Source organism: Candidatus Amarolinea dominans, from assembly GCA_016719785.1.
Classification (GTDB): Bacteria; Chloroflexota; Anaerolineae; order SSC4; family Amarolineaceae; genus Amarolinea; species Amarolinea dominans.
On the sequence record JADJYJ010000006.1, the window covers coordinates 245,440 to 258,200 of the forward strand.

Here is a 12,761-nt window from a genome sequence, read left to right on the forward strand (position 1 = left end):
TGACACGCGGCCAGAAATTCCTGGAAGGTGCGATGTGGAAAGGTGTAGGCTTCGGTCTTGTGGCGGATGAGCAGACCGGCCCGCTCACGAATGTAATCAATGAACACGCCGGCCTTGTTCCAGTCGTTGTTCAAGAATTGCACCGCCTCGGTGTACAGTTGGGTGCGGTCTTCGGGCAGCTGCCCGGTGAAGGCGTGCAGCTGCGCCATGATCGTCAAGAGCAGAGGACGCTCGGCCAGGAGATCGTGCGCAGGCAATCATACCGCAAGCGGACGCCGCGGTCAATCCCCCGCCGCGCCAGGTCTTGCCACGAATTGCACGAATCGAAACGAAGGCAGAAGCTCAATTCGTGCAAATTAGTGAAATTCGTGGCAGGGAAAGCCGGGCGGATTCTTGCCACGAATTGCACGAATTGACACGAAGGCAGAAGCTCGATTCGTGCAATTCGTGGCAGGGAAAGCCGTAACGCAAGCCGGAGGCGTGATCCACGGTTCTACTCCGCGCCGCTGGGATCCACCACGCGGCCGCAAAACAGAATGCTGCGCGTGGCGTGGTCCATGATGAGAAAGACGAAGGGATGATCGGCCCGAAAGACCGGCGATGGCTCTGACACACCGCGAAAGTTCATGACAACGGCTGTGGCCGCGGCCGCCTCCGTACCCTCCTCGTTCACCTGCACCCAGGCCTTCTGCACCGCTGCGGCGATGTAGAGCCAGCGTGGGATGCCGTCCATGCCGGAAAAGTCGGCGATCATATCGTCGAACGCGTCGGTCATGCCCAACGCTTGCAGGGTGGCGTCCAGCCTGAGGGTGCTGGAGATCTTGAACCGCGGCAGGAAGACCTGCACCTCTCGCTCTCGCAGGCCCAACAGCCAGTGATCCAGGCGTTCCGCGGTGAACAGCGCGTCGAGACCGGCCAGCCCCTTTTCCCTGGCAGGCAAGAGCACGACCATCGAAAGAGCGTCGTCGGCGTAGGGCAGGCTCAAGACCTGGATGTCGTCAACCTCTGCATACGGCAGGCGGCAGTTCTGCTGCATGAGCGGCGCGGTGACGTGCTCACTGGCCGTCAGCCAGAAGCGCGCCTCGGCCGTGCGCGCCGGATCGAACTGGTAGAGCCAGGTTCCCTTGAAGTAAATGGCGTTGACCAGCACCAGGCGCGTCAATTCGTCGAGAATGCCGGGTTCCAACAGGTCCTTGATTTTGCCGGCGGTGTGCTGCTCGGCCCAGGTGTTGATTGCCTGGCGCGCCGTCTCGGTCGCTGTGGCATAATCCACGGGCGTGATGCTGACGCCGTAGAACCGCTGCAGCAGCGCCAGGAATTCTGGCAGGAACGGGTAGCCGATCTGCGGCCAGATGGAGTTCGCCAACGCCAACTGCACCTGGCCGGGTCGTTGGGCCGCGGCCAGGCTGGCCTGCAGTTGGGCAAAAGCAGCGTGAAGCGCCTCGTCGTCCAGGTCGAAGTGCAGAGTCTGGGCCATTTGGCCGGCCGTGTTGCCGCGCGCGCCGGCGAAGGTCATCGCCAGCGCGCTGGACAACGAAAACGGAGAACAAAAAAGATTGCCCTGGGCCTTGCTGAGCTGCCGGTAGAGATCAACGGCAAAGCCGTTGTTCCCCGTCACGAGCCGGGTCAGGGATGTTCGATCAGGTTTCATAGCAACAACCCTTCTGTTTGCTGGCGCATGCTGCGAACCAACATTTCGCGACTGCACCGCCGCGGACCAACCGCCGGCGACTGCAAGCAATTTCATGGTACCCCGAAAGCGGCAAAAGTGCAAGGTCTTGTGGGCGTCATCCCCGTCACAACCCTTGAATGCACAAACTCGGAGCCTCTCAAGGGTAGGTTTTCTGAGCTGAGATTGTAATGACGAACACTGTGCAAACGACAAGAGATGTATAAACTTTGCATCATGTTAGTAAATGGTTTGTTTAATGTAAAAACAAACTATCAATGTTTCAGACGAGTTTCAAGGAGATTACAGTGATGAAGTTCGGTCGTCTTTTCAAGAGCACAGTGTTGCTTGTGATGGTTGCCGCCCTGATGGTTTCTGCGCTCAGCGCGTATGCCGCAGGCCCACGGGTCCGTGTTGTTCATGCTTCACCGGATGCACCGGCTGTTGATGTGTGGGTAGATGGGGCCAAGGCTTTCACCAATGCACCGTTCAAGGGCATTACGCAGTACGCCGGTCTGACCGCGGGCGAGCACAAGGTGCAGGTTGTTCCCACAGGCCAGACTGAACCGGCCGTGATTTCCGCTACATTGACCCTGGACAACGACAAGGATTACACCGTTGTCGCCGTTGGTAAGCTCGCCAACATCGAGCCGCTGGTTCTGGTTGATAACAACAGCGCCCCGGCCGCTGGCAAGGCTCACGTGCGCTTCGTCCATGCGTCTCCTGACGCTCCGGCCGTTGATATTGCCGTCAAGGGTGGGGCAGTGATCTTCAGCAACGTGGCCTTCAAGGGTGTAGGCGACTACACGCCGGTGGATGCCGGCACGTATGACCTGGAAGTGCGCCTGGCCGGCACTGAGACTGTAGCTCTGTCCGTTCCTGGCGTCAAGCTGGACGATGGCTCGGTTTACACCGTCTTCGCGATGGGTCTGGCTGGCGGTGAGCCGGCGCTGGTAGCGGTTCCGAGTGTGGATTCGACCCATGTGAGCGCCGCTGCGCCGACAACCCTGCCCACGACTGGCGGCGAGAACATCATGCTGTTGGCCCTGTTGGCTGGCGCTGCTCTCCTGATGATGGGCGGCGGTGTGCGTATGGCCGCTAAGCGCAACCGCTAAAACCAACTGCTCCCCTGATGATCGTGAAAAAGGCCGGTGTTGAACACCGGCCTTTTTTGATATACTCATCCCAATCACCGGAACAAAGGGGGGCGAGTTGGCAGCTCGTTTCACTCGTATGGGCGCCTTACTGACAGAACGCCAATGGGACCTAACCCCGGCGTGGTGAAACTCAACGCGCCGACCGCGCCCCGCGCAGCAGCCATACGCCGAGCCAAATTTGAGCCACGGCGAAGATCGCCACAAACAGAATTAGCCCCAACGACACGACATCGAAAAGACCGGTGCGTTGGAAAAAAATAAAGCTCAGGACGGTGAGGATGGCAAATGCGCCGCCGGTGCCGATGAAGATGCAGCCAAAGCCGTTGGGCTGCCGTTCTTCCCAGGGCGCTACGCCCATCGCCTGGTCTTGGTCGTCTGGAGATTGCATGGTTCGCCTCATTCGTAAATTCCAATACTCCAGCCATTGTACACCGGCGGGAGATGCTGTCAATTGGAGACCGGAGACCGGAGACCGGAGATTGAAGATTGGAGATCGGACCGGAGAGACCCCCTGTAGGGGTATGATATAGACCATAGTCAGGCTGACATGCATGGCTATACTTTGGTCGTGGGTTCAGGTGTCCATGGGGGGCCTGGCTCAGGAGCAAAATTCGATCACCATCCGATGAACAGACGAGGACAGACAGAGGTTGACTTTATGGCAAACATCAACAAGATCAAGGGCGTTATTGGTATCCTGACCGGCGGCGGCGACGTGCCCGGACTCAATCCGGCCATTCGCGCCGTGACGATCCGGGCACTGCGCGAGGGCTACAAGGTGGTCGGCATCCGTCACGGCTGGGCCGGCGCCATTGACATCATGCGCGATGACAAGGCTGACAACAGCGATAACTTCCAGTGGCTGACGGAAGAGGTGGTGAACAGAGCGGGCCGCACCGGCGGCACCTTCCTGCACAGTTCGCGCACGCGGCCCAGCACCGTGTCACGCAAGAGCGTGCCCGCACATCTGCAGGAGCAATATCAGGCAGACACCAACGACCTGACCCCGGAAGTGCTCAAGAACCTGGCCTGGTTGGGCGTGGATTACATGATCCCCATCGGCGGTGATGATACCTTGAGCTACGGCGTGCGCCTGGCGCAGGAAGGTTTCAAGGTGGTCGCCATTCCCAAGACGATGGACAACGACGTGCCTGGCACCGATTACTGCATCGGTTTCAGCACCTGCGTCACCCGCACGATTGCGATGACCAACATCCTGCGTACTTCGGCCGGCTCGCATGAGCGTTTTCTGGTCATGGAAGTGTTTGGCCGCTATGCCGGGTTCACGGCCATGCTGCCAACCATGGCCGGCGTCGCCAATCGCTGTGTGATCCCGGAGTACAGATTCAATGTGGAGCATCTAACTGAATTGCTCGTGGCCGATCGTTTCAAGAACCCCAGCAAGTATTCTGTGGTGCTGGTTTCCGAAGGCGCCATGTTCGAGGGCGGCGAGATGATTTTTCACAACGCGGAGAAGGACGCGTATGGTCATGCCAAACTGGGCGGCATCGGCGACGTGGTTTCGGAAAAGCTCAAGGAGACCTCGGCCAAATTCAACAACGGCAAGAAGATCGAATGTATCAACCAGAAGCTGGGCTACCTGGTGCGCGGCGGCGACCCCGACGCCATTGACTCGGTGGTGCCGATGGCCTACGGCAACCTGGCGTTGGACTTGATCCTGCAAAACTTGCATGGCCGGCTGGTGGTACTGAAGAACGGACGCTACGATCACGTGCCGCTGGACGTTGTGACCAGCACCAAGAAGGTGGTGGATGTCGGGCGCTTCTACAACACCGAGCGCCTACGCCCTCACTACAAGAGCTTCGAGATGAAGCCGCTCTTCATCATGACCAGCAGCGATTTATAACATGACCAGCAGCGATTTATAACATGACCAGCAGCGATTTATAACGGTCCTCACATGAGACTTCCGAAGTCATCAAGGCTTCGGAAGTCTCTGTCAATGACTTCTCATACATCCAGATTCCTGACCTGCTTGGCGTGCGTCTGGATGAAACGCTTGCGCGGGGGCACCGCTTCGCCCATCAACATGTCGAAGGTGCGATCAGACGCCGCCGCGTCCTCGATGGTCACCTGCAGTAGGGTGCGGTTCTCCGGGTTCATGGTGGTAGACCACAACTGCTCTGGATTCATTTCGCCCAGACCCTTGTAACGCTGCACGACCAGGTTGCCGCTGTCGCTCCCCATCTCCTTCACCAGGCGATCCTTCTCTGCATCCGAGTAGGCGTAGCGCTGATCTTTGCCCTTCTTGACGAGATAAAGGGGCGGTTGCGCGATGTACAGATGTCCCTTTTCGATCAACGACTCCATGTAGCGGAAGAACATCGTCAGCAGCAGCGTGCGGATGTGGCTACCGTCCACGTCAGCGTCTGTGTTGTGCAGCGCTATGCCGCCGACGCCGGCGATGAAGTTTTCGTCTCCTTCAACCGAAAAGTCGTAAACCTTGCGCTTGGACGCCGGCGTCTGGTGTACCGAACGAACTGCAAGACCAAGCAGATCACCGCGCAGCGGGGTGGCTGCATGCGGTCCGCCATGACCAGCATCGGTTGCCAGCCAACTGCGCACGTCAGGCGCCCGCTGATGATCCTGCCAGATCAACGCCAGGGTAGTCATGGCCCCGCGCCCGGACACCGTCACGTGAAAGGCCGTGCGCCGCGTGATGACCGGCTTGCCGCGAATCAAACCGCTCGGCTGCCCCGTCGGCTCACGCTGCGACAAGGATGCTGTCACCCCATGCGCGGCCAGCAGATACATCAATTGGTTGGCCAGCAGCTCCGATGTCGTCGTGAAGGACATCGCGCGTGTGCTCAGGGTGCCGTCGCCGAGGAAATAGCCGCGCAGGAACGCAATCTGCATGGATTGGTCTACATTGAACACAAGATCAGGAATGTGCTTGCTTTCGGCATGGACGCCGTCGAAGCCGAACAGCAGACGGAACACCGCCGTGACGACTCGATTCAAGATTCGCAGCTCATGCGCACGCCCATCCGCTGCGGCATACCAGGTTGGCTCCAGTCCAAAGACTCGCTTGATCGCCTCCGTGAGTTCAGGCACCAGGGCTTCGTTCCGCTTTCCGATGGACAGGCGCACACCGTTGCGCTGGCTCAGGGAGCCTTCAGCCACAAAGAAGCCAAGCAGCAGCATGAGCGATTCATCAATGGGCAAGTAACGCGGCACTCCCTGGTCGGCGTAATGGCGCGGAGTCAGACAGATGTTGTCACCTAACAAGGTCAAATCAGCGTCCTGCAGCCGCGACAGAGTCACGTAATTGCGCACGCGATTGGCCGGCGCAGCCCGATACTGCGTGTTCCAGATATGATCCAGGCGACTGTTCCCCACCGTGACCTGGGAGAGAACCGTTTGTCTGTTGATACCCAGCAGGTCCACATAACGAAGGAAATGGTCCAGGGCGGGACGACCGCTGCCTTTTTCCCAGGCATAGTACGTGACCGGTTGACGAATTCCCACCGCCTCACAGATGTCAGCCTGACTCAGGCCCAGGGCCTGGCGCTGCGCCTTGAGCAAGTTGCCAACGTCGGGTGGAATCGTCACCCGCGGCTCCACCATCTGCGGGGCGTCGGCATATTCAGCGCGCACCGTGGCCTTGTACCACGCCTCGACGCCAATGCCGCGCACCACCAAGTCTGTGTCCAGGGCCTCATCCAGCGCCAGGAAGGCCTGGAGAAGGTCAAGCTGCGCCGGCGCCGGCTGGCTGAGCGGCAATCGTCCGGGTGCAACCAGGAGATCGCCGGGGCGAACCTCGTCGCCCCGCTTGAGCACCGGCTTGCCATCCGCATCGGCCACAAAGACGCTGTGCTCGCCGGTCACTCGCACACTCCGGCCATAGGTCGTCTTGATCTCGAAGAGCGGGCCATCGTGATCGTGGCGCAGAACGGCCTTGATGGGCTTGAAGCGCACCTGGCCCGACGTCGCGTCGAAACAGATCACTTGATAGGCTGACGGATTCGCGCCCGTTTCCCACAGCCAGTCAATGAACGGCCCTACCCGCTCGGCGCAGATGCGCCCGGCCGGGTCCTTGACGAAGGTCAATTCCTCGCCATCCACGCTCATAATCACAACCCGGCCATAGCGCAGGTTGTCCAGCGAGAAATCGTTGCCAATGCCGGTGCCCAGGGCGGTAATCAGGGCTTGAATTTCGCGATTGGCCAGCGATTTCTCCAGCCGCGCCTTCTCCACATTGAGGATCTTGCCGCGCAGAGGCAAGATGGCCTGGAACCTGCGATCACGACCCTGCTTGGCACTATTATGGACGAATACGCCGCTCGCCAGGGCAAAATTGTGTGAATGCGGCACCTCGATGTCGTATACGTCTATCCATTCTGCCAATCTTTCGACCACCGCCACACGATGATTGTAGTTTGCTGGTTCTTTCATGTCCGACAGCTTACGATACAGGGGCATTAGTGAATCCCCATTGGCAAGTGATGCTGCTGGCTTGTAACTTCCATCTCGGAGCATGAATGGATGATCGGGCGTGCAGACAATCGTCTCTCCATTATCGAGCGTGACGCGGATGACTTCCGCGCCAGCCTTCGTCATGCGAGGGTTGACGATCTGCTCCAAGCCGATTTTGCCGTCATGGCGTATCGTATAGCAGAAATGCTTCAAACCGGCCTGGTGTTCGGCAACGATCTCCTTGAGACTCAAGGCTCGCCCATCTGCCAGCGCAATCTGTGTCTCTCCCGAAAAACAGCCTCCGGCCGAATCTCCTTCTACGATATAGATCTCTGCCTTACTCGGATCGCGTTCGGAGCAGTCGGCCAGTTTGCCGGGGAGGGTCATGCTCTCCAGCGCGCTCTTGCGGAAGACCAGGTCACGCGCCTGGCGGGCCGCTTCGCGCGCGCGCGCCGAGGTGCGGCACTTTTCCACAATCGCCTTCGCCTCTTTGGGGAACTGCTCCATCCATGCGTTCAGCGCCTCGACCACAGCCGATTCCACCTGACCGCGAACTTCGGCGTTGAGCAGCTTGACCTTGGTCTGGCTCTCGAACTGCGGGTCCGGCAGCTTGACGCTGACGATGGCGGTCAGCCCTTCTTTGGTGTCCTCACCAGTGAAACTGGCGTCGCCTTCCTTGATGAAACCGATCTTGCGCGCATAATCGTTGAGCGAACGCGTCAGCGCGGAGCGCAGGCCGGTCATGTGACTGCCGCCGTCCGGGGTGTTGATGGTGTTAGCAAAGCTGTAGCTGGATTCGTTATAGCCATCGGTATACTGCACCGCGACTTCGATCTGTGTGCCATCCACTTCCCTCTGCGCGTAGATCGGCTCGTGCAGTACCGCGCGGTTCTTGTTCAGATAGCGCACAAAGCTGCTGACGCCGCCCTCGAAGTAGAAGGTGGTGGCATGGGGATAGGCCACCTGCTGCCCCTGTTTGTCGAACGCGCCGCGTTCATCCATAAAGGTGATCTTCAGGCCGCGGTTCAGAAACGCCATCTCGCGGAAGCGCTGCAGAAGCGTCTCGTAGCGGTATTCCAGGACCTCGAAGATGGTGGGGTCGCGCAGAAAGGTGATGATCGTGCCGGTATCGTCCTCGGGCACATCGCCGATGATCTCCAGTTCGCTGACGGGCGTGCCGCGCTCGAAGCGTTGGCGGTAAATATGGCCGTGACGCCGCACGCGCACCTCCAGCCAATCCGACAGCGCGTTGACAGCCGAAACGCCGACGCCGTGCAAACCGCCCGACACCTTGTATCCGCCGCCGCCAAACTTACTGCCGGCGTGCAGTTTGGTCAGGACAACAGTGACGGCCGGCTGGCCGGTCTGCGGTTGAATGCCCACCGGGATACCGCGGCCGTTGTCAATGACGCTGACGCTTTCATCGGGGTGAATCACCACCTCGATGTGCGTGCAATAGCCTGCCATGGCCTCGTCAACCGCATTATCGGTGACCTCATACACCATGTGATGCAGCGCCTTGCCGTCCGTGCCGCCGATGTACATGCCTGGGCGGCGGCGTACTGCCTCCAACCCTTCGAGTACCTGAATATCACTGGCTTCGTATTGCATCTCAGGCCGGTTGCCGTTCGCCCCGTTTTGTTTTCCTGCCATCTTATGTCTCCTCCGGCTCTATGTGCATGGTCTACTATTTCTGCGGCGCTCACTTGACCCCCATGGCGCCCCATGCGCTTGTGAGCGTGCGGGTCATTCATCATCGTTCTGCGGCGGTCGGGAGATCGCCGCTCGCAAGTCCTTACGCTGTCGCCAGGTTGGTGATGTCCGCCTGCCAGCGCTGCATGCGGTCGCGATAGAAAATAAACACGCCGATCAGCAGCCCGGTGCCGAGTGCGGCATTGCCCAGGATGCCGATCGCCATCCCAAGCGGCCCGCTTGCCAGGCGCTGCCACACCAGGCTGAAGCCAGTGCCGATCAGGTTCAGCACGATGACCAGGCCCATGGTGCTGAGCAGATTGCGCGCCGCCAGGTTGATGCTGCGCCAGATGCCCTGGCGCAGACCGACCTCATCCAACACCAGCGCAGGCACCATGAAGGTAAAACCGAGCCGGACCCACCAGCCAACAAATACGACCAATGATACCGCGAACAGGGTGCCGGCCGCGCCTCCCACCAGCGTCAGCACGCCGGCGAACAGCGCCAGGGGGATACTGGCCAGCGCCAGTAGCAAACCGATCAACAGGGTGAAGATCAGCAGACGCCCCAACGTGCGCACAAAACTGCGGGCCAGGGCGGGCAGCGACAAAGGCGCGGCGCGCACATGCTGGGCAATGAGCACCAGGTAGAGCGCGCCGATAATGACACTGAGGATGAGCAGGCCCACCAACCAACCGGTCAGCGAGCCAAACGATGACAGATCGAGTCGTCCTGCCTGGCGTGTGATGCTCTGACCCAGACCAATGTCACTGATCAGGCTGGGCGTCCCCAGCAGGCCGTTGGCCAGGACCGACAACAGGTTGTATTGATCGCCGAATTGGGTCAGCAGTTGACGGCTGGCATCCAGGGCTTCCTGGTACTCGCTGGTCAAGGTCGTGCCTGGTGGGGCCTGCACGGCAGCCACCAGTGGCGTCATCAGGGGTTGTACCGATAATTGGGGGCCAAGCCAGAGGGCCACATCGAGTAGAACCGGTACGAGAATGAGCCAGGGAGCGCGGGCCAAAACCCGAAATCCGGCTGCAATGCTTTCGATGACGCTAAGTTTTGGTGTTGTTTCGCTATTCACCGGCCTATTTTACCACAAACAGGCCGGAAATGCGAACAAAGGTGCGATACAGCAGCGTATCAGCGCGCACGGCAACCAGCTTGACAAGTTGCGCTATCCTGTCTAAACTGTGATTGTAAGGTGATGGTCCTGATCTATGGTGCATACCCCTCGCGGGTAAAGGAGCTCTTGTTGTGAATATCCTCGGAACCCTTTCCGTTTTTCCCCACATCCCCGAGCGCATCCAACGCCTGCACGAATTAGCCGATAATTTGTGGTGGAGTTGGAACCCCGATGCGCAGGCCCTCTATGCCACCCTGAATGTGTCTCTGTGGGACAGCCTCGCGCACAATCCCGTCAAGTTTCTGCGTGAGGTCAGTCAGAAGAGCCTCAACCAGGCCGCCGGCGATGAGAACTACACCGCACTGTACGACCGGGTCATGGCTGCATTCGACGCCTACATGCACCCGGACGCCACCTGGTTCGATCAGACCTACCCGGAATTGAAGGGCAAGAGCATCGCCTATTTTTCGGCTGAATTTGGCCTGCACGAAGCGCTCCCCATCTATTCGGGCGGCCTCGGCGTCCTTTCGGGCGATCATTGCAAGGCCGCCAGTGACTTGGGCCTGCCGTTCATTGGCGTGGGTTTTCTCTATTCTGGCGGCTATTTTACCCAACGCATCACCGGCGATGGCCGCCAGGATGCATTCTACAGCAAGATCAAGTTCGACGAAGTGCCAACGACGGCCGCGCGCAACAGCAACGGCGAGGAGGTCATTGTCAAGGTTGACCTATCGGGCCGTGCGGTCTACGCCAAAATCTGGAAGGTCCAGGTGGGACGTATCCCGCTCTTCCTGATGGACACCGATGTGCCGCTCAACGACCCCCAAGACCGCGAGCTGTCGGCCCGGCTGTACGGCGGTGATAACGAGATCCGCATCTCGCAGGAGATCGTGCTTGGCATCGGCGGCGTGCGGGCCATACGCGCGTTGGGCTACGACCCCGCCGTCTGGCATATGAACGAAGGCCATGCGGCCTTCCTGGGCCTGGAGCGCATCCGCGAACTGGTGCAAAATCAAGGGTTGACTTTCCAGCAGGCGCTGGAGGTTACCCGCGCCAGTTGCGTCTTCACCACGCATACGCCGGTGCCTGCAGGCCATGACGCCTTCGGTTTCGACATGATGGACAAACACTTTGGGCACTACTGGGGCCAATTGGGTATCAATCGCGAGGCCTTCCTGCAGTTTGCGCGCCAGGATCAGCCCTGGGGCGCCACCTTCAGCATGACGGTGCTGGCGTTGCGCTGCTCCGGACAGGCCAACGGCGTCAGCAAGCTGCATGGCGAAGTCTCGCGCGAAATGTGGACCTGGCTGTGGCCCGGTACTCCGGCAGCCGAGGTGCCCATCGGCCACATCACCAACGGCGTACACACGGAAACCTGGCTCTCGCCCGCGCTGTGTCCCCTGTTCGATAAATACCTGGGCACGGACTGGCGCATGCGCATTGACGATCCCACGCTCTGGCAGGGTGTCTACAACATTCCGGATGAAGAGCTGTGGTCGGCGCTGCAGGAAGGCAAGGAGCGCCTCTTCCGCTTCATGGAGGCACGCGCCACAAATCGGGCCTACCGCATGGGCGAAGGGCCGGCGCGGCTCAAGCAGATTGCCACCTTCTTCAGCCCGAATACCCTGGTCATCGGCTTTGCCCGCCGCTTCGCAACCTACAAGCGCGCCACCATGATCTTCAGCGATGTGGAGCGCATCAAACGCCTGGTGTCCAACCGCGAACGCCCGGTCATGATTCTGTTCTCGGGCAAGGCACACCCGGCCGACGAACCGGGCAAGGAGTTCATTCGCCAGATCTGCCAGATTGCCCAGCACCCCGATTTCGAGCACAAGGTGATGTTCATCGAGGACTACGACATGAACATCGGGCGCTACCTGGTGCAGGGCGTAGATGTCTGGCTGAACAACCCGCGGCGCCCGCGTGAAGCCAGCGGCACCAGCGGTCAAAAAGCCGCGCTCAACGGCTGCCCCAATTTGAGTGTCCTCGACGGTTGGTGGGCTGAGGGTTACGACGGTCGCAATGGCTGGTCTATCGGCGAAGAACGCATGTACAAGGATGAGGCTACGCAGGACGCAGCTGACGCCCTGTCCCTCTACACCACCCTGGAAGATGAGGTCGTGCCGGCCTATTACCAGCGCGACGACGATGGTATTTCTCGTCGCTGGCTGAACATCACGCGGGCCTCGATGAGCAGTGCTGGCTGGCTCTTCAGCATGGCGCGCATGATCAAAGAGTACACCACCGACATGTACGTGCCGGCCGCGCGTCATGACGCGGTGATGAGCGCCAACGGTTACGCACGCGCCCGCGAGGTGGCCGAGTGGAAGCATCGCGTCCAGTTCCACTGGCCGCAGATGTTCATCGAAGCCAGCGGCCCGCGCGATGGTCAACTGACCGTGGGCGAACCGGTCGAAATAAACGCAACCGTGCGCCTGAGCGGATTGACGCCCTCCGAGGTGGCGGTGGAGATCGTCCACGGTTTCCAGGATGGCGCCGTTGGCTTCACCGACGAGCCGATGCAGCTTGTGGGGCGCACCAACGATGGCGGCTATCTCTACCGTGGCCTGCTTGCCCCCGCCGCCAGCGGCCAGATCATCTATGGCGTGCGCATCGTTCCCGTGCATCCCGACTTGTTCAACAAACACGAAATGGCCCTGGTGCGCTGGGCCTGAAC

Annotated in this window: 7 protein-coding genes; 3 read left to right on the forward strand and 4 right to left on the reverse strand. The window is 59.9% G+C overall.

What is annotated here, in order from left to right:
- Positions 1 to 493: 493 nt before the first annotated feature.
- Entirely contained in the window at positions 494 to 1,651 is a 1,158-nt protein-coding gene (locus IPM84_09565) for a serpin family protein (GenBank protein MBK9093012.1), read from the reverse strand.
- 329 nt (positions 1,652 to 1,980) lie between these two features.
- Between IPM84_09565 and IPM84_09570 the strand changes: the two genes are divergently transcribed.
- Positions 1,981 to 2,784 (forward strand): DUF4397 domain-containing protein, encoded by an 804-nt coding sequence (locus IPM84_09570; protein ID MBK9093013.1) that lies wholly within the window; start codon positions 1,981 to 1,983, stop codon positions 2,782 to 2,784.
- A 172-nt stretch (positions 2,785 to 2,956) separates the two neighbouring features.
- Here IPM84_09570 and IPM84_09575 read toward each other — a convergent pair whose 3' ends face one another.
- Complete coding sequence (locus IPM84_09575) at positions 2,957 to 3,214, reverse strand: hypothetical protein (protein ID MBK9093014.1); 258 nt, start codon at positions 3,212 to 3,214, stop codon at positions 2,957 to 2,959.
- A 270-nt stretch (positions 3,215 to 3,484) separates the two neighbouring features.
- On the opposite strand from IPM84_09575, the gene IPM84_09580 reads away from it, so the two are divergent.
- Entirely contained in the window at positions 3,485 to 4,693 is a 1,209-nt protein-coding gene (locus IPM84_09580) for a 6-phosphofructokinase (protein MBK9093015.1), read from the forward strand.
- Positions 4,694 to 4,797: 104 nt separating this feature from the next.
- On the opposite strand, the gene IPM84_09585 is transcribed toward IPM84_09580, so the two are convergent.
- Both IPM84_09585 and IPM84_09590 read right to left on the reverse strand, forming a co-directional pair.
- Complete coding sequence (locus tag IPM84_09585; protein MBK9093016.1) at positions 4,798 to 8,874, reverse strand: helix-turn-helix domain-containing protein; 4,077 nt, start codon at positions 8,872 to 8,874, stop codon at positions 4,798 to 4,800.
- A 184-nt stretch (positions 8,875 to 9,058) separates the two neighbouring features.
- Positions 9,059 to 10,042 carry a hypothetical protein gene (locus IPM84_09590; protein ID MBK9093017.1) on the reverse strand — a complete coding sequence of 328 codons (984 nt, stop codon included), beginning with the start codon at positions 10,040 to 10,042 and terminating at the stop codon, positions 9,059 to 9,061.
- 173 nt (positions 10,043 to 10,215) lie between these two features.
- Here IPM84_09590 and glgP point away from each other — a divergent pair, with 173 nt between their 5' ends.
- Positions 10,216 to 12,759 (forward strand): alpha-glucan family phosphorylase, encoded by a 2,544-nt coding sequence (gene glgP, locus IPM84_09595; GenBank protein MBK9093018.1) that lies wholly within the window; start codon positions 10,216 to 10,218, stop codon positions 12,757 to 12,759.
- Positions 12,760 to 12,761 lie beyond the last annotated feature (2 nt).